This window comes from Janthinobacterium lividum, from assembly GCF_011601275.1.
Taxonomy (GTDB): domain Bacteria; phylum Pseudomonadota; class Gammaproteobacteria; order Burkholderiales; family Burkholderiaceae_D; genus Janthinobacterium; species Janthinobacterium lividum_E.
Genome location: NZ_JAAOLY010000004.1, coordinates 19,315 through 41,377 on the forward strand (window position 1 = coordinate 19,315; position 22,063 = coordinate 41,377).

Sequence of the window (22,063 nt, forward strand, 5' to 3'; positions counted from 1 at the left end):
GGGGGCGATTTGCCCCCGGCCTTCGATGGCGGGACAGGCGCCTAGCGCGACACCAGGCGGATGCTGGCGCTGCCGTTCGCGGTGCTGGCGCTGCGCATGTCGGCCGGTATGCGCAAGCCGGGCAGGAGTTGGGCGTCGTCGATCACCACCTGCTTGCCTTCATTGCTGAAGACGAACGCGGCGCCCTTTTTGCTGGCAAACTGGCCCGGGCCGGTGGGGTAGATTTCCACGCTGGCTTTTGCCTGCCATTCGCGGTCATCGATCAGGCGGCCAAAGAAATGGTTGTCCTGCTGGTGGACTTCCAGGCGTTGCCCATTCGACAGGTGGTATTGCTGCTCGATGTCGAAGGCTTCCTGGGCCGTGACGTGATAGTAGGCCCCCGAGGTGACGCGCACGCTGTCAGCGGCTTGCGGTGCGGCGGCGGTTTGCGCCTGGGCCATGCCGCCGGCAAGCGCGAACAGGACGGCGAGGAGGGGGAGGAAGCGTTTGGTATGCATGACATTCACCTTCGATCAGGATGGCTGGATGGAGTGGAGTTGGATCGTGTGGTCGCTGGCAGGTTTCTGGCAGGGACTGGTGTCAAGTTAGCAAACACGCCTGTCCATCGCCAGCGGCAGGCGATGGAAGGCAGGTTTTACGCGCTGAAATGCCTAAAACGGTGGATGAACGGTTTTGGGATTAAAGTCGGAAGGCGGGCTCGGCGGCGAAATTAAATTTCGCCTACCTGGTGTTTTGCGGCGCTATATTTGAATGAAAGAAATATTGCTTAATACAGGGTCTGCGCCGATTCGTGCAGCAGCTGGCCGTACAGGGTATGGCGCATCTTGGAAATCTTGCCTTCAGACAAGGCTTGCAGGATGGCGCACTGCGGTTCGATCAGGTGGCGGCAGTTATAGAACTTGCAGCCGCCAAGATATGGCTGGAATTCGCGGAAGGCCCGCTCCAGCATGCCTTCGGACAGGTGGTACAGGCCGAATTCCTGGAAGCCGGGCGAATCGATGATGGAGCTGTTCGCGCCCAGTTCGTCGAGCTTGTACAGGCGCGTAAAGGTCGTCGTGTGCTTGCCCGTGTCGAGCGCGGCCGAGATTTCGCGCACGGCGATGTCGGCGTCCGGCACCAGCAGGTTGATCAGCGACGACTTGCCCATGCCCGACTGGCCGATCAGGATCGACGACTGGCCCGCCAGCAGCGGCGCCAGGGTGGCCACGGCGTGCTCGGGTTCGGCGCGCGCCGACACTTCATCGACGGGATAACCCATCGACGAATACGGCAACAGGCGTTCGCGGGCGCGCTCCAGCGAAGCGGTCACATCCGTTTTGTTGAGGATGATGCGCGCCTCGATGCCGGCCGCGTCGGCCGCCACCAGCGAGCGCGAGATCAGGTCGTCGGCAAAGCCTGGTTCCGTCGCCACGACGATGAACAGCTGCGTCAAATTGGCCGCCAGCAATTTCGATTTGTACTGGTCCGAGCGGTACAGCAAGGTCTTGCGTTCCTCGATGCGGTCGATGACGGCCTGGTCGTTGGAAGTGCGCGTCAGGTGCACGATGTCACCCACGGCCACATTGGTTTTCTTGCCGCGTGTCACGCATTGCAGCTTGGCGCCGTCCACGTCGGCCAGGTAGTGGCGGCCGTGGGCGGCGATGATGACGCCGGTCAACTTGCCTTCGCTCATGCGGTCACCTGGCTGCTCTGGTAGATGAGGTCTGCCTTGGCGGCGCAGATGAAGTCGTTTTCGGACAGGCCGCCGGCGCCCTGGTTGACCGAGTGCGTGTCGTAGCGCACGGCGCAGGTTTTGTAAGTAATGATGAGCTCCGGATGGTGGTCTTGCGTATGGGTCATATAGGCCAGGGCGTTCACGAACGCCAGGGTCTGGTAATAATTCTTGAAGCCGAAGTCGCGGCACAGCTTGCCATTTTGCACGGTCCACTGGGGCAGCAGGGCGTGCAGGGTGGCGATGTCCGTGTCGCCCAGCGCCTGCTGGCGCGGCGAACAACTCAGTTGGGCCAGGTCTTGCGAAGTCGATGGCGTATTCATGTCGTAGCCCCTTTCAGGTGGCGGATGCGCACGCTGGCCGGCGGGTGGCTATCGTAAAAGGCCGAGTGCAGCGGGTCGGGCGTCAGGGTCGACGCATTGTCTTCATACATTTTGACGAGGGCAGAGACGAGGTCGTCCGCCTGCGTGTGCGTGGCGGCAAATGCGTCCGCTTCGAATTCGTGCTTGCGCGAGCTGAGCGACGTCAACGGTCCCAGCAGGAAAGTAAAGACGGGCAAGGCCAGCATGAACAGCAGCAGGGCCAGCGCATCGGTTGGCTGGCCAGTGAGCGCCACGGCGACGGGGTCGACGCCGAGGCCCGCATAGAACCACGGCTGCGTCTTCAGGTAGCCCAGCAGCGCCAGGAAGCCCAGCGAGATGACGAACATCATGGCGATGCGCTTGACGATATGCTTGAGCTTGAAGTGGCCCAGTTCATGCGCCAGCACGGCTTCGATTTCCTGCGGCGCCAGGCGCGACAGCAGGGTGTCGAAGAAGACGATGCGCTTGTTGGCGCCAAAGCCCGAGAAATACGCATTGCCGTGGGCGCTGCGCTTCGAGCCATCCATGACGAACAGGCCTTTCGAGGCGAAGCCGACGCGCTGCATCAAGCCTTCGATGCGGCTTTTCAGCGCTTCGTCGGCCAGCGGCGTGAATTTGTTGAACAGAGGGGCGATGACAGTGGGGAACAGCACCATCATCAGCAGCTGGAAGCCGCTCCAGACGAACCACGCGTACAGCCACCACAGGCCGCCCGACTTGGCCATCAGGGTCAGCACGACCCAGATCAGCGGCAAGCCGATGGCCGCGCCCAGGCCCACGCCCTTGAGCATGTCCGTGAAGAACAGCTTGCGCGCCATGGTGTTGAAGCCGAAGCGCTGCTCCAGCACGAACTGGCGGTAGTAATCGAAGGGCAGGTCGATCAGGCCGGAAATGGCGGCAAAGGCGGCGATCAGGCCGATCTGGTACAGCATGGGCGAACCCGGCCCCGTCAGTTCGTTCAGGTGCAGCGCCAGCCATTGCAGGCCGCCCAGCAAGGTAAAACCGATCAGCACGGCGTAGTTGACCAGCAGGGTCAGCAAGCCGAACTTGGTCTTCGCCACCGTGTAGTCGGCCGCTTTCTGGTGCGCGGCCAGCGGGATTTTTTCCGCGAATTCGGGCGGAACAAAGGCGCGGTGCGCCAGCACGTGGCGAATCTGCCGCGAAGCGAGCCAGAAGCGCACGGCCAGGGTCAAAACGAGGACGGATACAAACAAAATCGAAAACGCGAGTGAATACATTCTGTGCCTGTGAGAAAATGGCTGATTATTTAGTTTGATTAGGCCAAGAGAGAATTATGTCACAAGCGACCGACTTAACCGCATCCACCCCCGCACCCGCCGTGCCGGCACGTCCAAACGAGATGAACCTGGTCTGGGTCGACATGGAAATGACGGGCTTGGAGCCCGATACAGACCGCATCATCGAGGTGGCGGTCGTGGTCACGGACATGCACTTGAACCTGCTGGCCGAAGGCCCCGTGTTCGTGATTCATCAATCCGATGAAACCCTGAACAAGATGGATGCCTGGAACAAGGGCACGCATGGCCGCTCTGGCCTGATCGACAAAGTGAAAGCGTCGACCGTGACGGAAGCCCAGGCGGAAGCGGAACTGATCGCGTTCCTGAAGAAATACGTACCGGCAGGCAAGTCGCCCATGTGCGGCAACACCATCGGCCAGGACCGCCGCTTCATGGTGCGCGGCATGCCGAAGCTGGAAGCGTTCTTCCACTACCGCAATGTTGACGTATCGACATTGAAAGAACTGTGCAAGCGCTGGAAGCCGGAGATCGCCACCGGCTTCAAGAAGCACCAGAAGCATACGGCGCTGGCCGATATCCTCGAGTCGATCGAAGAGCTCAAGTACTACCGCGAGCACTTCATCAAGTTGTAATGGTGTTGTCGGCTTAGCGCCCTGGCGCGTAAGCCGACGCATCCACCGACTCGACATCAAGTGCGGACCAAGCGCCATCCTCACTCTGCCACTCCAGCGCAAATGGCCCCGTTTGCCGCAAGTCCGTGATCCAGCGCACCGCGCCTGGCTGGCGGAAATATTCCGTGCACTGGCCGAACGGCTGGCCCAGCCGGCACAGCACCAATCCCTCGCCCGCCACGGCGCACCATTGCTCATCGACATCGATCAAGGCTGCGGCCGGGTCACCATAGAATTCGCCCGCGCTGGCTTGCCGGCCATCGGCCGCCGTCACCGTGGCGTGTTCATATTCATGTTGGACACTATATGCGGCGCTGCGCGCCAATTCCTGCTGGGTCATGCGGTCTCCACGGTGGGCCAGACGGTTTCCTGGTCGGCGCGCGCCTCGGCGATCAGCCATTCGCAAAATGCATGCACGAGGGGCCGCGTTTCAGCCTGGGGCGAGCGCAGCAGATAATAGCAGTGGGGACCGCGCACGGCGTGTTCGAACACGCGCACCAGGCGGCCCGAGCGCAGGTCGTCGCCGATCAGGGGGCTGGCGGCAATGGCCACGCCCTGGCCGCTGGCGGCCGCGTCCAGGCACAGATAGGTGTGCGAAAAGCGCGCGCCGCTGTTGCCGCTATTGCCGCTGTAGTGCACGCCGCAGCTGTGCAGCCAGCGCGTCCAGTCGATTTCGCCAGGCAGGTGCACTTCCGGCTCGTCGTGCAGCAGCGGGTAGCGCAGCAGGTCGGCGGGCTGGCGCAGGCTGGCCGCGTTGGCGCGGAAATCGGGGCTGCAGACGGCGGAAAACCATTCTTCCATCAGTAAATCGACTTTCAGGCCCGGATAGCGGCCCGGTCCCAGGCGGATGGCCACGTCCACGCCGTCGCGCGCCAGGTCGACCGGGTGCATCGACGCCAGCACGCGCAGTTCGATCTGTGGATAGCGGTCGCGCAGCCGGCCCAGGCGTGGCATGAGCCAGCGCGAGACGAGCGAGCTGGTGGCCGTCACCGTCACTACCTTGTCATCGCCCTGGCGCCGCGCCTGCTCGGACACGTCGGCCAGCTGGTTTAGGATCGGCCCCAGCGAGGCCGCATAGCGCTGGCCCGCGCTGGTGAGCACGACGCCGCGCGGCAGGCGCTGGAACAGCACAATGCCCAGCCACGCTTCGAGCTGTTTCACATGATGGCCGATGGCGCCGGCCGACACGTGCAATTCTTCGCCCGCGCGCTGGAAGCCTTCATGGCGGGCGGCCGCCTCGAAGGCGTGCAGGGCGGCAAGTGGTGGCAAGGGACGTGACATGGGAGTCTTCTAGAGAATTGAGCCTCAGTATTATTTGGCCTATCCGTGAAGAATATTGGTTTGTTTCATTTTGCGCAAGCGAATATGATGCCGGCTATGCGTGAAGCGACCCGCAATATGATTAATGCAGGATTTTTTGCGCAAGCACCCCAAGCCAGGAACGAGACCGCCCGCAGAGGCGCTCCGGACAGCCCGCCTTGTTCTTCGTTCTACCCGATTTATTGAAGAGGTTAGTCATGTCTGATCGCCGCGCTGTTGCGCTGGTGTTGCTGTCGGCCGCCGGTTTCGGCAGTTCCGCAGTGTTTGCCAAGGCGGCCTATGCGTCCGGGGTCAACCCGTCGACCATGCTGGCCTTGCGTTTCGTCATCGCCGCCATGCTGTTGCTGCCGCTCGTGTGGCTCGGTGGCTGGCGCTTGCCGCGCGGCCGCCTGCTGGCCGGCTACATGCTGATGGGCCTGATGTACACGGCCCAGTCGCAAGGCTATTTCAATGCCCTCATGTATGCCAGCAGCGGCCTGTGCGGCATGCTGCTGTACGTGTATCCCGTGCTGGTGACCATCCTCGCGCTGGCGCTGGGCTGGGAAAAGCTGGACCGCCGCATGCTGGTGCTGATGGCGCTGGCCATTGCCGGCATGGCCATCACCCTGGGCGGCAAGCTGCAGGGCCAGCCCATCGGCATCGCCCTGGCATTGATGGCCGCCGGCGTGTATGCCGTGTACATCCTGTTTGGCAACAGCCTGTCGAAAAGCCGCGAGAATATTCACCCATTGGCCGCTTGCGTCGTGATTCTGGGCACGGCGGGCCTGTCGAACAGCGCGATCGCCTTGTGGCAGGGCGTGTCCTTGCCGGGCACGGCGACGGGCTGGCTGGCCGTCAGCGCCATCGCCCTGTTCTCGACGGCCATCGCGATTGCCGCCTTCTTTGCCGGCGTTGCGCAGATCGGCGCGGCCAAGGCCTCGATTATTTCCACGTTCGAGCCCGTGATCACGATGGCCTTCGGCGTGACATTGCTGAAGGAATCCGTCAGCGGCACACAATTGCTGGGCGGCGCCATGGTGCTGGCCGCCGTGGTCTTGCTGGCGCAGCGGCCCGCTGCCAAGCCTGTATCCATGCCTGCCGTGCAGGCCAGCGCCTGATTTTTTTCCTGAACTGATCGGCAATACCGATCGGTCTCCTTTGCGCCGCGACGGGTTTCCTGTCGCGGCGCTTTTTTTTTGCGCGTTTTTTCTTCACATAAATAACACTTGATTGCGAATGATTCTCATTTATAATTGACTTCAAGATTTTCCCCACCACCAGCCAGCCCATGCCAGCCAGTGTTCGCCTTGAAAGGAGACACCGTGACGAGCATGCCCCCTATTTGCAATACCGAGATGATCACCGGCGAATTTGCCCGCCTGCGCCGCGAAAAGAAAGCCCGCCACCGCGACATCGCCGAGGAACTGGCCATTTCCGAAGGCGAGCTGATCGCCGCGCATGCGGGCCTGTCGCTGGCCAATGGCGCCTTGCTGGGCGCCGAGCGCCTGCAGGCCGACTGGCCCGCCATCATCGCCGCGCTGGAGCCGCTGGGCGAAGTCATGGCGCTGACGCGTAACGCCTCGTGCGTGCATGAAAAGACGGGCGTCTATCGAAAAGCCAGCCACAACAACCACGTGGGCCTGGTGCTCGGCGGCGACATCGACTTGCGCGTGTTTTACCGCCAGTGGGCGCATGGCTTTGCCGTACGCGAGATGGGAGATAGGGAAGTGCAGCGCAGCCTGCAGTTTTTCGATGCGGCCGGCCAGGCCGTGCACAAGATTTTCCTGAAGCCGCACAGCGACATTGCCGCCTACGACGCGCTGGTCGCGCATTTTGCCGATGCGGACCAGGCGGCCGGCATCGCCGTGAAGGCGCCGGCGCCGCCGCCGGCCGAACTGCCCGACGCGCGGATCGACGTGGCCGGCTTTCGCGCCGCCTGGGCCGACTTGCGCGACACGCATGAATTTTTCACCGTGCTGAAAAAATATTCGGTCTCGCGCCTGCAAGGCCTGCGTCTGGCGGAGTCCCGCTTCGTGCAGCAGCTCGACAAATCCTGCGTGCTCGACCTGCTCAACGACGCTGTGCTTGAAAAAGTCGCCATCATGGCCTTCGTCGGCAATGCCGGCATGATCCAGATCCATTCGGGGCCCGTGCACAAGATCGCCGTGATGGGACCGTGGATCAATATCCTCGATGCGCGCTTCAACCTGCATTTGCGCGAAGACCATATCGCCAGCGCCTGGGTGGTGAAAAAACCGACAGTAGACGGCCTGGTGACGTCGGTGGAATTGTTCGACGCCAAGGGCGACACCATCGTCATGTTCTTCGGCGAACGCAAGCCGGGCATGCACGAGCTGTGCGAATGGCGCCATATCGTCGACCGGGTGGCGCGGGAGGGTGAACTATGCGCCGCATGATCGCCGCCAGCGTGGCGCGTCGCATCGCGCTGAAAAAAATGGGAGCGGGAGCGCTGGCGCTGGCCGCGCCGATGCAGGTGCTGGCCGCCGTGTCCGACGCGGGTAAACCCGTGGCGAAAGCGCGGCGCATCGTCAGCGTGGGCGGCGCCCTGACGGAAATCGTCTACGCGCTCGAGGCGCAGGGCGAACTGGTGGGCGTCGATACGACTTCGCTGTATCCGGCCGTGGCGCAACAGCTGCCGCAGGTCGGTTATGCACGCACCTTGTCGGCCGAAGGCGTGCTGTCGCTGGCGCCCACGCAGCTGATCGCCACCGAGGAGGCGGGACCGCAAGCGGTGCTGCGCCAGGTGCGCGACGCGGGCGTGCCGGTGGCGGTGCTGAACGCGAATAACAGATTCGAAGGCTTGCTCGACCGGGTAAAACAAGTGGGCCAGATCACGGGCCGTGCCGACCCCGCCGCACGCCTGGCGCAAGCCTTGCAGCAGCAGTGGGACGGCGCCCTGGGCAAGGTGCGCCAGCGCCAGCATGCACCCGTGCGCGTGCTGTTCATCCTCGCGCACGCGCCGAACCAGGTGATGGTGGGCGGGCGCGAGACGGGCGCCGACGCCATGCTCGCCTATGCGGGCGCCGTCAATGTGATGGGCGGGCAGGGTGGATTCGCCGGCTACAAGCCGCTCACGCCGGAAGCCGTGATCGCCGCACGGCCCGACATCGTGCTCGTCACGGACCAGGGATTGAAGGCGTCGGGCGGCGTGGACGGCATCCTGAAACTGCCAGGCCTGGCGCAGACGCCGGCCGGGCGCAAGCACCGCATCGTGTCGCTGGAAGCCATGCTGCTGCTGGGCTTTGGCCCGCGCATGCCGCAGGCGCTGGCCGAACTCGACGCCGCCTTTGCGAAAGCCATGGCTGCATGAACGTGGCCTCCCTGGTGTCCGCCGCTCCATGGCGCTGGTCACGCTGGGGCGCAGGCGGGCTGCTGGCCGCCGCACTGGCTGGCGGCCTGCTCACCGCCGTGCAGGCGGGCGCCGTGCCCGTGACCCTGGCCGACTGGCTGGCGCCGTTTCAAGCGGGCGACGAGGCGCTGTCCGGCGGCGCCTATGTGCTGTGGCATATCCGCTTGCCGCGCGCCCTGTTCGCCGCCCTGATCGGCGCCGCGCTGGCGCTGGCCGGCGGCCTGACGCAAGGGCTGTTCCGCAATCCGCTGGCCGATCCGGGGTTGCTGGGCGTGAGCAGCGGCGCCGCCTGCGCGGGCGCGGCCACCATCGTTTTCGCGGCCAGCCTGCACGTGGCGCCCGAGCTGCGCGTGTGGCTGCTGCCGGCCGCCGCGTTTGCCGGCGCCATGCTCATTTGCGTGCTGCTGGACCGCGTTGCCCGCTGGGCCACGCCAGGCTCCATCGTCGGCCTGCTGCTGACGGGCGTGGCGCTGAACGCCATCACGGTGGCCGTCATGGGCCTGTGCATCTACCTGGCCAGCGATGACCAGTTGCGCACCCTGACTTTCTGGACATTGGGCTCGCTGTCGGCTGGCAGCTGGCGCCAGGTGGCGGCTTTGCTGGTGGTGCTGGCCGGCGCCCTGTGGGCCGCGCGCTACCTGATGCGTTCCCTGAACGCGCTGGCGCTGGGCGAGGCGCAGGCCCTGCATGTGGGCGTCGACGTGGGCAGGCTGCGCACGCAGGTGATCGTGCTGGTGGCTGTGCTGACGGGTTTTGCCGTCGCCTGGTGCGGCGGCATCGGTTTCATCGGCCTGATCGCGCCGCACCTGGTGCGCACGTGGCTGGGCGCCGACCAGCGCAAGGTGCTGCCCTTGGCCATGCTGGCTGGCGGCTTGCTGCTGCTGTTGGCCGATACCCTGGCGCGCACGGTCGCCATTCCCGCGGAAGTCCCCGTCGGTATTTTCACGGCCTTGCTGGGCGGGCCATTTTTCCTGATGCTGTTGCGGCGCTTCCGCCACGGCACGGCCTAGAGGTGAACATGACGCCCCTGCTGGAACTCTCCTTCGCCACCACGCAACTGGGCCAGCAGTATTTCGGCCCTTTCAACGTGCGGGTGGCGCCCGGCGAACGTATCGCCATCCTCGGCCCCAGCGGCGCGGGCAAGTCGACCCTGTTGAAACTGATGGCGCGCGAACTGCAGCCGCAGGCGGGCCAGGTGCTGCTTGCCGGCCGTCCCCTGGCGCAGTGGCCGCTGGCCGACCTGGCGCGGCGCCGCGCCGTGCTGCCACAAGGTTCGAACGTGGCTTTCGGCTTGCAGTGCGAACTGGTGATCGGCCTGGGACGGGTGGCGCGCCTGGTCGACCCGCAGCTGGGACAGATCGTGCAGGATGCGGCCGCCCTGGCGCACGCCGCGCATCTGCTGGGTCGCCGCCTGGACACTTTGTCCGGCGGCGAGCAGGCCAGGGTGCAGCTGGCGCGCATCTTCGCGCAGATGTGGGATGTGAACAATGGCTTGATACTGGTCGACGAGCCGCTGGCGGCGCTCGATCCCGGCCTGCAGTTCGATTTGCTCGACAGCCTGCAGCAGTTCTGCACCGCGCGCGGCCACGCCGTCATCGCCATCCTGCACGACATCAATCACGCCTTGCTGGGTTTTGACCGGCTGCTGCTCGTGCGTTCGGGCCAATTGGTCGCCGACATCGCCAGCGATGCCGGCGCCGTTCCCGCCCTTGCCGCGCTGTACAGCATCGCCCTGACGACGGCCACCAGCAGCGACGGCGACGTCTGCGTCATCCCTGCCCGAAGCGCCGTGCGCAGGGCCGCCTGACCCACTCATTTATTCACTCACCACACGTCCGCCGCGCGCGGCCGCGCCATCTGGCCGCTGCCCAGCAGCCACACCATCAGGGCGTCGGCCTGTTCGCGTGTGGCCGCCACTTCCTGCACGATGCCGAAGGCTTTCATGGCGCCAGCGGCCATCGCCTGCAGGCGCGCGCGCTGTTCCGCGTCCGCCTCGATGGACACCAGGCCCCGGCACAGGGCGGCCAGCGCCACCTTGTGATGCTTGAGCCACAGGCCACGGCGCTTGCGGTCGACGTGCGCTTCGTCGCTGCGTTCCTCTTCGAACAGCAGGACGAACGGTTCGCCATGGCGCAGCAGCGCGTCCATGTCGTTTTCCCACAGCGGGGCATAGCCGGTGACGGCCGTTTCAGGGCGAAAGCGCACGATGGGAAAGTCGCTGACGTCGTGGATGGAAAAAAGGGCGGGATTCGGTTTCATTGGGTGCTTTCTTGCGAGGTGCTTGAAAACGCTTGCCAGCCGCCGCCCAGCGCCTTGTAGACCTGGACCAGCGACAGCGAGGCGGTGGCGCGGCTGTCGACCAGTGCCGCTTCGTTGTTCAATAAGGTGGTTTGCACGTGCAGCACGTTGATCAAGTCCGTGCCGCCCTGGCGGTACTGCAGTTCCGCGCTGCCCAGCGCGCGCCGTCCCTGTTTGACGGCTTCATCGAGGCTGGCCTGGCGGCGGGCGTTCGCCTGGTAGCCAGAGAGCGCGTCTTCCACTTCGTGCCAGGCGGCCAGCACCGTCTGGCGGTAGGCGATGGCCGCTTCCTGCTGCTGCGCCTCGCGCAATTGCACATTGCCGCGCAGGCGGCCGCCATCGAACAGGGGCACGCTGAAGCCGGGGCCGAAGGCGAAGCGCTTGGCGTCCCAGCCGATATCGGACAGCTGCATCGCTTGCAGGCCGATGCTGCCCGAGAGCGTGATGCGCGGATAAAAATCGCCTTGCGCCACGCCGATGGCGGCCGTGGCCGCGTGCAACTGCGCTTCGGCGCGGCGGATGTCGGGACGCCGTTCGGCCAGGCCGCTGGGCACGCCCAGTTGCACTTGCTTGGTCATGGCGGGAATGTCCTTGGCCGCCGCCAGCTCCGCCTGCAAGGCTTGCGGCGGCAGCGCCAGCAAGAGGGCGAGGGCATTGCCCAGGCGCGATTCGCGCTGCGCTAGCTGTGGCAGGCGCGCTTCGATGGTGGCCACGTGTGCCGCCGCCTCCGCCTCGTCGAGCTGCGTCGCCGCGCCTTCGCGCAGGCGGATGCGGGTCAGGTCCAGGGTATGGCGGGCGATATCGAGCAGCTGCTGCGTGATGGCCAGGGTTTGCTGCGCGCCGCGCAACTCGATGTAGTCGCGCGCCGTCTCGGCCAGCACGGCCAGCAGCACGCCGCGCTGCGTTTCCTGGGCCACGTCGACCCGCGCGTCAGCCGCTTCCACTTCGCGCCGCACGCGGCCCCACAGGTCCAGCTCCCAGGCCGCATCGAGGTTGCCTTGCCACAGGCTGTAGGCGGATTGGCCGTTGTTACGCGACGGGTCGCTCAAGCCTTGTTTGCTGTTGCGCGCGCGGCCATAGCCGCCATTCGCACCGAGTGACGGGCCTTGCGCGGCACCGATGACGCCGCGCGCGACGCGGCTTTGTTCCAGCCGGCTGGCGGCCGTCAGCACGTCCAGATTGGCACCGGTGGCGCGTTGCAGCAGCGAGGACAAGGTCGTGTCGCCAAAGCTGTCCCACCAGCGCTGCTCGATGGCGCCATCCTGTGCCGCCGTGAACCGGGCGTCCTGCGCCTGGCGCCATTGCTGTCCCAGGTCATGGGGCGGGCGCTGGAAATCGGTGCCGACGCTGGCGCAGCCGGCCAGGCCCAGGGCTGTCATGAAAATCAGTGCTTTCATCGCGCGCTCACCTGTTGCAGCTGTTGACGGTGCGCGGCCGTATCGATGCGCACTTCGGCCGACATGCCCACGCGCAGGCGATGTTCGCCATCCTGCTCCGGGTCGAGCGCGATCCTGACGGGGATGCGCTGCACCACCTTGGTGAAATTGCCGGTGGCGTTTTCCGGCGCGATGGCGGAAAACGTCACGCCCGTGGCCGGCGCGATGCTGTGCACGGTGCCGTGCAGGAGCACGCCCGGATAGGCGTCGACGGCGATGCTGGCGCGCTGGCCCTGGCGCACGTGCGTGACTTGGGTTTCCTGCAGGTTGGCGACGACGAAGCTGCGGTTCAAGGGCACCACGGCCATCAGGCTGGCGCCGGGCGCCACCAGGGCGCCGACGCGCACGGCGCGGCGTCCCACGATGCCGTCGATGGGGGCGCGCAGCTGCGTATGCGACAGATCCAGTTCGGCCCGTTGCAGGCTGGCGCTGGCGCGCAGCAAGGCCGCTTCCGCCGCCCCTTGCTGCGCCTGCAAAATGTCCGTCTGCTTGCGGGAGGAGACGAGGGCGGCGCGGTTTTGCGCCAGGCGCGCGCGGCTTACGTCGTAGCGCGATTGCGCCTGCTGCGCATTCTGCACGCTGCCCGCGCCCTGGCCGGCCAGGTGCGTTGAGCGGGCCAGCTCCTGCTGCGCCAGTTTGTCTTCCGCCTGGTTGGCGTCGACCAGGGTGCTGGCTTGCTCGATCACCGATTGCTGGCGCTGCAAGGTGGCGCGGGCATAGTCCAGCTGCGCCTCGGCTCCCGCGACTTCGGCGCGGGCCGAGTCGGCGGCGGCCTGGTAATCGCGGTCGTCGATGCGGGCCAGCAGCTGACCCGCCTTGACAGCCTGATTGTCTTCCACCAGCACTTCCCGCACGATGCCGCCCACCTTGGGGGAGAGCACCGTGTAGTCGGCGCTGACGAAGGCGTCGTCGGTGCTTTGTTCTTCGCTGGGGGAAAACAGCAGTTGCCAGGCGCAAAAGGCGAGGGCGCAGGCCAGCAGGGCCTGGCCGAGGATGAAAGCGCGCGAGCGCAGTATGGTTTTTTGCATGGGGATGCTCTTTCGTAAAAATGAAAATTCAAGCGGCGCGCGGCGGATAGACGCGCGTCGGCAGGATGGGAATGATCACAATCATGGCCAGCGCGATGGCGGCCACGGTGAGGTACAGGTCGGACGAGGTCAGGGTGACGACTTGCGCGTGCATGCGCGCACTCAGGCCCGCCATGTCCACGGTGCCAGGCAGGTTGCCCAGGCGTTCGCTGAGCACAGTCGAATGAAAATGGTTGCGGCGCGTGATCAGCGCATCGAGCACGCCGGTGGCGACGACGGCCGACATGCCCTTGATGGTGTTGAACCAGGCCGAGGCAAATGGGCCATCCTGCGGCGCCAGCCCCGTGGTGGCCAGCAGCAGCAAGGGAATCACGGCCATCGGTTGCGCAAAGATCTGCACCGCTTGCAGCAGGTAGAAATGCGTGCGGATCCAGTCGGGCGACATGCGCGCGCCAAGCACGCAGGACAGGGCCAGCATGCCCAGGCCGATGGCCAGCACCCAGCGGCAGTCGACGGCGCGCAGATTGCACAGGGCGGCCACCAGCGGCAGGGCGATCAGCTGCGGCAGCGCCACCATCAGCATCACGGGCGCCGTTTGCAGCGGGCGGTAAGCGTGCACCTGCGCCAGGTAGGACGAGGGGATCAGGATCACGGCCAACAGCACGAACAGCACGCCGCCCAGGGTCAGCAGGGCGTGGCTGAGGTTGCGCCGCGACAGCAGCTGCAGCTTGAAGAAGGGCAGCGGGTGCGACCACTCGTTGACGAGGAAAAGCACCAGCAGCACGGCACCGCCGCCCAGCAGCATGCAGATCAGCGGCGAGGCAAACCACGCCAGGCGCTCGCCCTGCAGCAAGCCGACCACCAGCATGCTGATGGCGGGCAGGCCGAGCAGCAGGCCGCGCCAGTCGAACTGGCGGAAGCGTTCGAGGCGCAGCGGGTCTTGCGGCAAGCCCCAGGACACCATCAGCAGGGCGACGATGCTGCCCGGGACGACTTGCCAGAACGCCCATTGCCAGCCCAGATACTCGGTCCAGAAGGCGGCCAGCGGCGTGCCCAGACTGGGGCCGAAGGTGGCGCTCAGTGCATAGCCACCCAGGCCATACAGCTTGATGTTCGGTGGCAGGAAGCGCAGCGCCACCGTCATCAGCATGGGCGGCAGGGCGCCGCCGGCCGCGCCCTGCACCACGCGCAATAACATCAGCACGGACAGGTTCGGCGCGAACGGGCACAGCACGCCGGCGGCCATGCAGACGAGGATGGCGGCGGCCGTCAGGCGGCGCAGCGAGAATGTGACGGAGCACCACGGCGCGAAGGCCATGGCCGACACCGAGGCGGCCGCATACAGGGCGACGAGCCAGCTGGCGTCGTCGCGCGCGATGCCCATGGCGCCGCGGATGTCGGCCAGCGCGACCTTGGTGATGTTTTCATTCAGGCCGGCCACCAGCACGGCCAGCAGCACGCCGGCCAGGCCGGTGGCCAGGCGCAGGCCGAAGATGGGAGCTGAGGGAGGTACGGGAGGCGCGGCTGCGGGGGCGGCGCCGGGTAGGGGTACAGCAGACACAGGGAACTCCGTGGATGAGGATCAGTCCACGCAGTATAGGTAGCCGTTAATCTTGTGAAAATTGATAATTAATGAAGTCTAAATTGCGTCTGGCGCAATGGTGGTTGAGCTCAGCCCTTAGGTGCCTGGCGGCGTGCCGCCGCACAGCTCCTTGATCATCCGGCGCAGCCAGCGGTGCGCGTGATCGTGATCGAGGCGCGGGTGCCAGGCCTGGAAGACTTCCACGCTGTCGACGGGAATCGGCAGTTCGAACGTGCGCAGCTTCAGGCCCAGGCGCTCGACGATGGCCAGCAGCGGCGTGGGCATCAGCGGCAGCAGCAGGCGCGAATCGGCCACGGCGAAGATGGCGGACTGGAAGTTGGGGCTGATCAGCGAGACCCTGCGCGTGTAGCCCCGCTCGGCCAGGGCTGCGTCGAACGGGCCGCGCGCCAGGCCGCGCCGCGAGACGCTGATATGTTCGTACTCGGTAAAGCTGTCGAGGTTGATGGGGCCATCGAAGATGGGGTGGTCGCTGCGGGCGATGCCGACAAAGCCGCTGGTAAACAGCTGCTGCAGCTTGATGTCGGGCGCAAAGGCGCGCCGCGCGCTGATGTACAGGTCGATGCGCCCCGCCTGCAGGGCATCGCTCTCCGTGGCGCCGTCGCCCTCGGGCACGAAGCGCAGCACCGTGTGCGGCGCGTGCACGGCCAGCAGGTCGCGCAGCTTGCCGCCATACGCACCGACAAACACGTCGTTGGCGCACAGGCTGAAGGTGCGTTCCAGGGTACGCAAGTCGACTTCGCGGCCCGAGGTGAAGATGGCGTGCGCCTGCTCCACCACGCCGCGCACCTGCTCGCGCAATTCCAGCGCGCGCGGGGTGGGCGCCAGGCCGCGCCCGGAGCGCACGAAGACGGGGTCGCCGATGGCGTCGCGGATGCGCGCCAGGGTGCGGCTCATGGCCGGCGCGCTCAGGTTCATGCGTCGCGCGGCGGCCACGGCGCTGCCTTCCTCGAGCAGAATGTCGAGGGCGACGAGCAGGTTCAGGTCGGGGAGTTTCATGCGCCGATTATAGCCCGGAGGCCAGCGTCAGCGCCGCGCCGGCAGGACGCCGGCGCAACAGGGATGCTACTGCGGGATTACTCGGCTGCCGGCTCGGCGCCGCAGCATTTCTTGAACTTCTTGCCGCTGCCGCAAGGGCAGTCGTCGTTGCGGCCCACTTTCGGCTCTTCGCGCTTCATGGTTTGCACGGGAGCCTTGCGGCGCGGGACCCAGAAACGGTGGATGGCCGGCAGGTTCGCTTCCAGTTCCTGCGCCAGCTTGTGCGCCTTGACCGGGTCTTCCACCAGTTTCAGCTCTTCTTCCTTGATTTCGTCGGCGCCCAGCAGGTAGATCGGCTGCATCAGCGCGGCCACTTCGGAATCCCAGATTTCGTTCCACGAGCCGGGACGCAGTTCCATGCCGTCCCAGAAGCCCCAGCACCAGGCTTCGGCGTCGATCAGGGTCTGGCCTTCGTAGTCGTGTTCGACGAACAGGGCTTCGAATTCCTTCGGCGCCACTTCAAACGTCACCAGCACTTCGTTCATGAAGCGCATGATCAGGTTGACGATGCGCTCTTCTTCCTTGCTGTTCTTGAATTTCGGCGCATCTTCGGCATTTTCGCCCCACACGCGCGGCAACCATTCGGCCGGCATGATCGGTTCCGGGCCGATGGCGACGGCCGTCAGATAGCCGTGCAGCATATCCATGGTCATCGCGTCTTCGGAGCAGCGCTCCGACAACAGGAATTGGTCTAATTCGTCGAATTCTTTTTCTGATAATGGCTGTTCGAGTGACATGGCTTGCTCTTTGATGAAATGTAAGGCGCCAGTATACGCCTTGCCGCGCCTTGCCGCCGAAGTGTTTGCACCGGCGGCCCGCGCGCGCCTTACAATGTCGCTTATGCACAATGAAAACCAGCCGCACGAGGACGACCGGCCCGTCCATCCCTTTTCCGCACTGAGCCCCGATTGCGTGCTCGACGCGCTCGATAGCGTGGGTTTGCGCGGCGATGGCCGCCTGCTGGCCCTGAACAGCTATGAAAACCGCGTCTACCAGGTGGGCATCGAAGACAGCGCGCCCCTGGTAGCAAAGTTCTACCGCCCCGCGCGCTGGAGCGATACGGCCATCCTGGAAGAACATGCGTTCGTGTCCGAGCTGGTCGAGCGCGAAATCCAGGTGGTGCCGGCTTTGGCCATCAACGGCAGCACCCTGCACCAGTACCAGGGTTTCCGTTTTGCCGTCTTCCCCCGCCACGGTGGACGCGCGCCCGAACTGGACGACCCTGCCACGCTGGAATGGATAGGGCGCTTCATCGGCCGCATCCACGCCGTCGGCGCGCTGTCCACCTACAAGGAACGGCCGGCCCTCGACCGCCAGACGTTTGGCGTCGAACCGCGCGAATTCTTGCTGGAGGGTAATTTCCTGCCGCCCGAGCTGCTGGCCGCCTATTCCAGCGTGGCGCAGCAGGCGCTCGATGGCGTCAAGCGCTGCTATGACCGCGCGGGCGACGTGGCCATGCTGCGCACGCATGGCGACTGCCATGGCGGCAACGTGCTGTGGACGGATGCCGGCCCCCATTTCGTCGATTTCGACGATAGCCGCATGGGGCCGGCCATCCAGGACTTGTGGATGATGCTGTCGGGCGAGCGCAGCGACCAGGTGCGCCAGATGAGCGACATCCTGGCCGGCTACGAGGATTTTTGCGATTTCGACCCGCGCCAGCTGTACCTGGTCGAAGCGCTGCGCACCCTGCGCCTGATCCATTATTCGGCCTGGCTGGCGCGCCGCTGGGACGACCCCGCCTTCCCCGTCGCCTTCCCGTGGTTTAACACGCAGCGGTACTGGCAGGACCGCATCCTGGAACTCAGAGAGCAGGTGGCGCTGATGGACGAGGCACCTTTATGGCCCATTTGACCTAAACGCCCGAAAAGGGCCGTAAACGTCCCTCTTCTTGCCGCGCTGATTTGTGCATGCCTGTTCGATAATGGTGCTAATAAATTCCTAGAAGCAACGGAATTCACCCGAACAAGCGAGAAATCATGCAAGCACAGCAAAATCAGCGCCAGGCCGCCTCCCTCACCGTCGCGTATTCCGCCGATGACGAGTTCGACCAGGACAGCATCGTCTCGCTGCATGATTTCAAGGACCTGGAAAGCAAGGCGGAAGCGCCTGCTGCCGCCATCACGCCCGCACTGCAATCCGAACAGCAAGCCGAACCGGCAGCCGAAGCCGATACCAAGGCGCCAGCCGCGGAACGCCAGAAAATGGAATTGAAAGCCATCCACGAGGCGATTGCCCGCGTGGAAGCGGAGGCGAAAGCTACCTGCGCCGCTGAAAGCCGCGCGCTGGCCGAAGCGCGCGTGCGTTCGCTGGCCGAGGACCGCGCCGCCATCGACGCGGCCGCCGCCGCCGCCGCGCAGCAAAATGCGCAGGCAGCCGAAGAAGCGATTGCCGCCAACCGCGAACGTCTCGACACCATGCGCGCCGCCGCGCAAGCCAGCGTGGCCCGCCTGGAAGCCGTCAAGCAGGAGACGGCCGAACTGCGCGCCCGCGTGGAATCCGATAATGAAATCCGCCTGGCCGCCGAACAGCGTTCGCGCGCCGAGCAGGAAAGCCGCTTGCGCGCCAGCGAGCAGGTGGCCGTGCAGTCGGAACTGGCCGAACAGGCAGCCCGCGCCGCCGAAGAATTGCAAGTGCAGACGGAGCAGGCGCGCTTGCAAGCCGTCGAGCGCGTCGCCGCCGTGCAGGCGGCCAAGGAAGAAATGGTGGGCATCGCCTCGGCCGACGCACGAGTCGCCGTGCTGGCGCGTGAACGCGAGCGCCATGCGCATGGCGCGCGCCAGACGGCGCAGATGCTGGCCGAAGCGGAAAGCGAAGCGCTGGACTTGACGGTGCAGCGCGAGCGCGCAGACCAGATCGCGCTGGAATCGGCCTTCAACCGCGCCGCCGCCGAAGTGCGCGCCCTGGAAGAAGCGCGCGCGCTGGCGCACCTGGAACAAGAACGCGAAGCCATCGCGCTGGCGCAGGCGGAATCGGAACGCCATGCGGCGCAGTCGCTGCGTTTGCGCCTGCAGACGGAAAAGGAATTGCGCGACGCGGCCATCCACCGCGAGCGCCTGGAAATGGTCGCCGTGGCCAGCGCGCAGGCGCGCCGCGATGCCGACGTGCGCATCCTGGCCGCCACCGAAGCGCGCATCGAGGTAGACCGTCAACTGCGCGCCGTGGCGCTGGCCCGCGTGGCCGCCGAACAGGATGCGGAAATCGCCGGCCACGCCAAGCTGGAAGCGGAAACGGCGGCTCTCGAGGAAACCAAGGCCCGTGAAGCGGCCGAGCAGGCCGCCGCCGTGGCAGCGGCCCGCGAACTGGAAGAGCAGCAGCGTGCCGCCAGCCTGGCGCAGGAGCGCGCTGCACAGGCGCGCCAGGCGTCGGAACTGGCCGCGAGCCAGAACGACGCCGAGCAGGCCGGAGTCGATGCCGGCAAGGCGACATTGGCCGCGCAGGAGCAAGCGTCGCAACTGGCGCAGGAAAAAGCCCGTCAGGCAGAGCAGCTGCTGCGGGCGGAGCAGGAGCGTCTGGCCGCCGAACAAGCCGCCATCGCCGCCTTGAAAGAAAAACTGGAAGCGGAAGCGCTGGCGTTCAACGCGGCGCAGGAACGCATCGCCGCCGAAGGCGCGCAAGCGGAACTGCTGCGCGGCCAGCACACGGCCGAAGAGGCTTTGCGGGAAGCGGCGCAAAAAGAAGCGGACGCCATCCGCATCCTGATGGACCAGGCCCTGGTCGAAGGCGAACAGAAAGCGGCTGCCGCGCAAGCCGTGCAGGCGCAGGCGCGCCTGGCCGTGGAACTGGGCCAGGTGCATAGCGAGCGCGCCCGCGTGGAAGCAGACAAGGCGCAAGCGGCCGAAGCGCTGCTGGCGTCCGAGCGCGATTTCGTCGCGGCCGAACGCGAGTCGCTGGCCCTGATCGCGCAAAAACTGGTGCAGCAGCGCCAGACCAGTAGCGCCGAAGAGCGCGCCTCGCAAGCCATCGCCGGCCGCCTGGAAGCGGAAAAGCAGGTGACGGCGGCCGCCGAAGCGCGCGCCGCCATGGAGCTGCAGGCGCTCGACGCCATGCGCCTGCGCGAGCAGCTGGAACTGGCCGCGCAGCAGGCCGCCAGCGAGAAACTCGACGCGCAGCAAGCCTTGCTGGCCAGCGCCCAGGCCCATGCGGCCCTGCAGCGCAAGGCGGCCGAGACGACGCGCGCGATGGCGGCTGCCAAGCAGCAGTTGCTGGAACGGGAAATGGAGCGCGCGCAGCAGCAAGAGCGCGAACTGGCCGCCCTGCGTGCCAGCCTGGAGCAACCGCAAAGCGCGTTTTCCAGCTCATTGACCGCCGCCCGCGCGAAAGCCGAACAGGTGAGCTCGGCCAGTTTGACGCGCGAAGTGATCGAGCGATTGACGCAGCCGAATGACGCCGGTGCAGTGTGGCGCTCACGCTGAGCTAGAACGTTTAAAACTTCCTGCCCAGCCCCACCAGCAACACATCCGCATCGCGGTGGTAATCCGTTACCACCCGGTTCCACGCCACTTGTGCCAGCCAGTGGCGGTTGACGTGGTAGCGGGCCACGGCTGACAGCAAGCCTGTCAGGCGCGCGTCGTGGCCCTGCGCGTCGCGGCCGTCCCACGCCACGTACGGCCCGGCGCCCATGCCGAACTCCACCTTTTCATTGAGCGAGCGGATCAACCACAGCTGGGCGGCCACGCCGCGCCGGTGCGCCAGCGCCGTGCTGCCTTCGTCGATGAGGGTGGCGCTCCAGTCCACGTATTTTCCCGCCGCGCGCCGGTATTCCAGGGTGAACGGACGCGCGGATTCGGAGCGGAAGCTGTTGACGATGGTGTGCCCTGTCGACAAGGTCATGGTGTCGTCGTAGGCCCAGTTCTGCAGGTGCAGCTTGGCGCCCGGCACGCCGTCATAGCGGTAGCCGGCGCCCACCAGCAAATGCGTGGTGGCGTCCTTGCCGCTGGGGCGGATGCGGTTGATTTGCGCTTGCGCATACCAGCGGTTGTCGAATTGCCAGCGCGCCTGCAGGCTGGCAATGGAACCCCAGCCGTGGTCATTGTCGAAATTGTGCGGCGCCTGGTCCGTCTTGGCCGTGTCGAAGAAAAAATAGCGGCCGATGCCGGCGGCCAGCATCAGTCCCTGCTCCACGTTTTTCGTGCGCAGCCAGACCTGGCCCGCCATGCCGTCGCGGTGATGGTCTTCCGGGTGTCCTTCGTTGATATACGACAGGCTCACGGCATTGTAATTGCCTACCGGCTGCGTGTAGCTGATGGCGCCGACAAAGGTGCGCTCATTGGTCGAGTTGACTTTCAGGGCGCCGGCCATGCCGGAGATATCCTGTGCCTGGATGGCCAGGGGAAGGGCGGCGGACAGCAGGGCCAGGACGGCGTATGGCAGGCGCATGACGGTTCCAGTGACAGAGGTGATTACACGCTAAAGGTCGTCTGGCGGGGCATCATGCGATTGCGCAAGAATCTTGCACATTGGCTACATTTATGGACTGTATTGGCCAGAACTCAGCACAAGTGTATAAGAAAGTGAGAATGTGTGAGGCGCGCCAATGATGAGGCGGAAGGGAGGCGCCGGCCTGAAAGGGCTGGCCGGCGCGATGCTGCTGAAGTTGGTGGGCTTGCGGTATTACTGGCTCAATACGACTTTATCGGCAAAATATTCCGTTTCGCCGAAGCATTGCGTGGGCACGCCCTTGTGCTGGCTGTAGGTGACGAGGATGCGCTTGCCGGCGGCGGCCGTCAACTGCTTCGCCACCTCTTCATCGCGCACGCTGAACTGGAATTTTTCCGGGATGGTGCCCGGCAGCGCCGTCAGCAGCAATTCACCTTCCCATGTCTTGCAGATCCAGCCCCGCTTCGAGAACTTTTGCAGGTAGCCCGCCCGTTCGCCTTCCGAGTACGAAAAGCTGAGGGCCATCCACGTGTAGGCGGCCAGCAGCAGGAAGCCGGCCACGAGGAAGATGGCAAAGGCGAAGGTGACTTTTTTGGTCGTAGGGGTCATGGT

At 65.5% G+C, this 22,063-nt stretch carries 22 protein-coding genes; 8 read left to right on the forward strand and 14 right to left on the reverse strand.

The window, feature by feature from the left end; genetic code table 11:
- Positions 1 to 41: 41 nt before the first annotated feature.
- The 4 genes from GYK42_RS07255 to GYK42_RS07270 all read right to left on the reverse strand — a co-directional run bounded on the left by GYK42_RS07255 (position 42) and on the right by GYK42_RS07270 (position 3,311).
- Complete coding sequence (locus GYK42_RS07255; protein WP_166446957.1) at positions 42 to 497, reverse strand: hypothetical protein; 456 nt, start codon at positions 495 to 497, stop codon at positions 42 to 44.
- A gap of 269 nt (positions 498 to 766) precedes the next feature.
- Positions 767 to 1,672 (reverse strand): ribosome small subunit-dependent GTPase A, encoded by a 906-nt coding sequence (rsgA, locus tag GYK42_RS07260; protein ID WP_058051032.1) that lies wholly within the window; start codon positions 1,670 to 1,672, stop codon positions 767 to 769.
- Positions 1,669 to 2,034, reverse strand: coding sequence for a 4a-hydroxytetrahydrobiopterin dehydratase (locus GYK42_RS07265; protein ID WP_046682282.1), 366 nt, complete (start codon positions 2,032 to 2,034; stop codon positions 1,669 to 1,671). Before GYK42_RS07265 ends, rsgA begins: the two co-directional genes overlap by 4 nt.
- Positions 2,031 to 3,311, reverse strand: a complete 1,281-nt coding sequence (locus GYK42_RS07270) for a M48 family metallopeptidase (protein WP_166446958.1) — start codon at positions 3,309 to 3,311, stop codon at positions 2,031 to 2,033. The genes GYK42_RS07265 and GYK42_RS07270 overlap by 4 nt, the downstream gene beginning before the upstream one ends.
- A gap of 56 nt (positions 3,312 to 3,367) precedes the next feature.
- On the opposite strand from GYK42_RS07270, the gene orn reads away from it, so the two are divergent.
- Entirely contained in the window at positions 3,368 to 3,964 is a 597-nt protein-coding gene (gene orn / locus GYK42_RS07275) for an oligoribonuclease (RefSeq protein ID WP_170846480.1), read from the forward strand.
- Between the two features lie 13 nt (positions 3,965 to 3,977).
- On the opposite strand, the gene GYK42_RS07280 is transcribed toward orn, so the two are convergent.
- The gene (locus GYK42_RS07280) at positions 3,978 to 4,343 is read right to left on the reverse strand and encodes a hypothetical protein (RefSeq protein ID WP_166446959.1); all 366 of its coding nucleotides are present in this window, start codon (positions 4,341 to 4,343) and stop codon (positions 3,978 to 3,980) included.
- Positions 4,340 to 5,284 (reverse strand): transcriptional regulator GcvA, encoded by a 945-nt coding sequence (gene gcvA / locus GYK42_RS07285; RefSeq protein WP_034759349.1) that lies wholly within the window; start codon positions 5,282 to 5,284, stop codon positions 4,340 to 4,342. Before gcvA ends, GYK42_RS07280 begins: the two co-directional genes overlap by 4 nt.
- 236 nt (positions 5,285 to 5,520) lie before the next feature.
- Between gcvA and GYK42_RS07290 the strand changes: the two genes are divergently transcribed.
- The 5 genes from GYK42_RS07290 to GYK42_RS07310 all read left to right on the forward strand — a co-directional run bounded on the left by GYK42_RS07290 (position 5,521) and on the right by GYK42_RS07310 (position 10,479).
- Positions 5,521 to 6,420, forward strand: coding sequence for a DMT family transporter (locus GYK42_RS07290; RefSeq protein ID WP_166446960.1), 900 nt, complete (start codon positions 5,521 to 5,523; stop codon positions 6,418 to 6,420).
- A gap of 213 nt (positions 6,421 to 6,633) precedes the next feature.
- Positions 6,634 to 7,719 carry a hemin-degrading factor gene (locus GYK42_RS07295; RefSeq protein WP_205711325.1) on the forward strand — a complete coding sequence of 362 codons (1,086 nt, stop codon included), beginning with the start codon at positions 6,634 to 6,636 and terminating at the stop codon, positions 7,717 to 7,719.
- Positions 7,707 to 8,633 carry a heme/hemin ABC transporter substrate-binding protein gene (locus tag GYK42_RS07300; RefSeq protein WP_166446961.1) on the forward strand — a complete coding sequence of 309 codons (927 nt, stop codon included), beginning with the start codon at positions 7,707 to 7,709 and terminating at the stop codon, positions 8,631 to 8,633. Before GYK42_RS07295 ends, GYK42_RS07300 begins: the two co-directional genes overlap by 13 nt.
- The gene (locus tag GYK42_RS07305; RefSeq protein ID WP_166446962.1) at positions 8,630 to 9,682 is read left to right on the forward strand and encodes a FecCD family ABC transporter permease; all 1,053 of its coding nucleotides are present in this window, start codon (positions 8,630 to 8,632) and stop codon (positions 9,680 to 9,682) included. The genes GYK42_RS07300 and GYK42_RS07305 overlap by 4 nt, the downstream gene beginning before the upstream one ends.
- An 8-nt stretch (positions 9,683 to 9,690) precedes the next feature.
- Complete coding sequence (locus GYK42_RS07310) at positions 9,691 to 10,479, forward strand: ATP-binding cassette domain-containing protein (RefSeq protein WP_166446963.1); 789 nt, start codon at positions 9,691 to 9,693, stop codon at positions 10,477 to 10,479.
- A 17-nt stretch (positions 10,480 to 10,496) separates the two neighbouring features.
- Here GYK42_RS07310 and GYK42_RS07315 read toward each other — a convergent pair whose 3' ends face one another.
- From GYK42_RS07315 to GYK42_RS07340, 6 genes are all read right to left on the reverse strand, one after another.
- On the reverse strand, positions 10,497 to 10,931 hold the full coding sequence (locus GYK42_RS07315; protein ID WP_205711316.1) for a hypothetical protein: 435 nt from the start codon (positions 10,929 to 10,931) through the stop codon (positions 10,497 to 10,499).
- Positions 10,928 to 12,367, reverse strand: a complete 1,440-nt coding sequence (locus GYK42_RS07320; RefSeq protein ID WP_166446964.1) for an efflux transporter outer membrane subunit — start codon at positions 12,365 to 12,367, stop codon at positions 10,928 to 10,930. The genes GYK42_RS07315 and GYK42_RS07320 overlap by 4 nt, the downstream gene beginning before the upstream one ends.
- Positions 12,364 to 13,434 (reverse strand): HlyD family secretion protein, encoded by a 1,071-nt coding sequence (locus tag GYK42_RS07325; protein WP_166446965.1) that lies wholly within the window; start codon positions 13,432 to 13,434, stop codon positions 12,364 to 12,366. Before GYK42_RS07325 ends, GYK42_RS07320 begins: the two co-directional genes overlap by 4 nt.
- A gap of 28 nt (positions 13,435 to 13,462) precedes the next feature.
- Positions 13,463 to 14,995 carry an MFS transporter gene (locus tag GYK42_RS07330; protein WP_166446966.1) on the reverse strand — a complete coding sequence of 511 codons (1,533 nt, stop codon included), beginning with the start codon at positions 14,993 to 14,995 and terminating at the stop codon, positions 13,463 to 13,465.
- 117 nt (positions 14,996 to 15,112) lie between these two features.
- Complete coding sequence (locus GYK42_RS07335) at positions 15,113 to 16,033, reverse strand: LysR family transcriptional regulator (protein ID WP_166446967.1); 921 nt, start codon at positions 16,031 to 16,033, stop codon at positions 15,113 to 15,115.
- A gap of 77 nt (positions 16,034 to 16,110) precedes the next feature.
- Positions 16,111 to 16,809, reverse strand: coding sequence for a UPF0149 family protein (locus GYK42_RS07340; RefSeq protein WP_166446968.1), 699 nt, complete (start codon positions 16,807 to 16,809; stop codon positions 16,111 to 16,113).
- Positions 16,810 to 16,912: 103 nt separating this feature from the next.
- Here GYK42_RS07340 and GYK42_RS07345 point away from each other — a divergent pair, with 103 nt between their 5' ends.
- Both GYK42_RS07345 and GYK42_RS07350 read left to right on the forward strand, forming a co-directional pair.
- Positions 16,913 to 17,926: a serine/threonine protein kinase gene (locus tag GYK42_RS07345; RefSeq protein WP_166446969.1), complete on the forward strand. Its 1,014-nt coding sequence runs from the start codon at positions 16,913 to 16,915 to the stop codon at positions 17,924 to 17,926.
- A gap of 125 nt (positions 17,927 to 18,051) precedes the next feature.
- Positions 18,052 to 20,487: a hypothetical protein gene (locus tag GYK42_RS07350; protein WP_166446970.1), complete on the forward strand. Its 2,436-nt coding sequence runs from the start codon at positions 18,052 to 18,054 to the stop codon at positions 20,485 to 20,487.
- 10 nt (positions 20,488 to 20,497) lie between these two features.
- On the opposite strand, the gene GYK42_RS07355 is transcribed toward GYK42_RS07350, so the two are convergent.
- Together GYK42_RS07355 and GYK42_RS07360 are read right to left on the reverse strand one after the other, a co-directional pair.
- Positions 20,498 to 21,451, reverse strand: a complete 954-nt coding sequence (locus GYK42_RS07355; RefSeq protein WP_166446971.1) for a hypothetical protein — start codon at positions 21,449 to 21,451, stop codon at positions 20,498 to 20,500.
- Positions 21,452 to 21,685: 234 nt separating this feature from the next.
- Complete coding sequence (locus tag GYK42_RS07360; RefSeq protein WP_046682297.1) at positions 21,686 to 22,060, reverse strand: hypothetical protein; 375 nt, start codon at positions 22,058 to 22,060, stop codon at positions 21,686 to 21,688.
- Positions 22,061 to 22,063: the final 3 nt, after the last annotated feature.

What these genes read in the sequence shown, in the direction of transcription:
- GYK42_RS07310 (WP_166446963.1), top strand. Translation starts at nt 9,691, where the DNA reads ATGACGCCCCTGCTGGAACTCTCCTTCGCCACCACGCAACTGGGCCAG.
- orn (WP_170846480.1), top strand. Translation starts at nt 3,368, where the DNA reads ATGTCACAAGCGACCGACTTAACCGCATCCACCCCCGCACCCGCCGTG.
- GYK42_RS07255 (WP_166446957.1), bottom strand. Translation starts at nt 497, where the DNA reads ATGCATACCAAACGCTTCCTCCCCCTCCTCGCCGTCCTGTTCGCGCTT.
- GYK42_RS07325 (WP_166446965.1), bottom strand. Translation starts at nt 13,434, where the DNA reads ATGCAAAAAACCATACTGCGCTCGCGCGCTTTCATCCTCGGCCAGGCC.
- GYK42_RS07335 (WP_166446967.1), bottom strand. Translation starts at nt 16,033, where the DNA reads ATGAAACTCCCCGACCTGAACCTGCTCGTCGCCCTCGACATTCTGCTC.
- rsgA (WP_058051032.1), bottom strand. Translation starts at nt 1,672, where the DNA reads ATGAGCGAAGGCAAGTTGACCGGCGTCATCATCGCCGCCCACGGCCGC.
- GYK42_RS07345 (WP_166446969.1), top strand. Translation starts at nt 16,913, where the DNA reads ATGCACAATGAAAACCAGCCGCACGAGGACGACCGGCCCGTCCATCCC.
- GYK42_RS07280 (WP_166446959.1), bottom strand. Translation starts at nt 4,343, where the DNA reads ATGACCCAGCAGGAATTGGCGCGCAGCGCCGCATATAGTGTCCAACAT.
- GYK42_RS07290 (WP_166446960.1), top strand. Translation starts at nt 5,521, where the DNA reads ATGTCTGATCGCCGCGCTGTTGCGCTGGTGTTGCTGTCGGCCGCCGGT.
- GYK42_RS07305 (WP_166446962.1), top strand. Translation starts at nt 8,630, where the DNA reads ATGAACGTGGCCTCCCTGGTGTCCGCCGCTCCATGGCGCTGGTCACGC.
- GYK42_RS07340 (WP_166446968.1), bottom strand. Translation starts at nt 16,809, where the DNA reads ATGTCACTCGAACAGCCATTATCAGAAAAAGAATTCGACGAATTAGAC.
- GYK42_RS07265 (WP_046682282.1), bottom strand. Translation starts at nt 2,034, where the DNA reads ATGAATACGCCATCGACTTCGCAAGACCTGGCCCAACTGAGTTGTTCG.
- GYK42_RS07270 (WP_166446958.1), bottom strand. Translation starts at nt 3,311, where the DNA reads ATGTATTCACTCGCGTTTTCGATTTTGTTTGTATCCGTCCTCGTTTTG.
- GYK42_RS07300 (WP_166446961.1), top strand. Translation starts at nt 7,707, where the DNA reads ATGCGCCGCATGATCGCCGCCAGCGTGGCGCGTCGCATCGCGCTGAAA.
- GYK42_RS07320 (WP_166446964.1), bottom strand. Translation starts at nt 12,367, where the DNA reads ATGAAAGCACTGATTTTCATGACAGCCCTGGGCCTGGCCGGCTGCGCC.
- GYK42_RS07295 (WP_205711325.1), top strand. Translation starts at nt 6,634, where the DNA reads ATGCCCCCTATTTGCAATACCGAGATGATCACCGGCGAATTTGCCCGC.
- gcvA (WP_034759349.1), bottom strand. Translation starts at nt 5,284, where the DNA reads ATGTCACGTCCCTTGCCACCACTTGCCGCCCTGCACGCCTTCGAGGCG.
- GYK42_RS07350 (WP_166446970.1), top strand. Translation starts at nt 18,052, where the DNA reads ATGCAAGCACAGCAAAATCAGCGCCAGGCCGCCTCCCTCACCGTCGCG.
- GYK42_RS07360 (WP_046682297.1), bottom strand. Translation starts at nt 22,060, where the DNA reads ATGACCCCTACGACCAAAAAAGTCACCTTCGCCTTTGCCATCTTCCTC.
- GYK42_RS07355 (WP_166446971.1), bottom strand. Translation starts at nt 21,451, where the DNA reads ATGCGCCTGCCATACGCCGTCCTGGCCCTGCTGTCCGCCGCCCTTCCC.
- GYK42_RS07315 (WP_205711316.1), bottom strand. Translation starts at nt 10,931, where the DNA reads ATGAAACCGAATCCCGCCCTTTTTTCCATCCACGACGTCAGCGACTTT.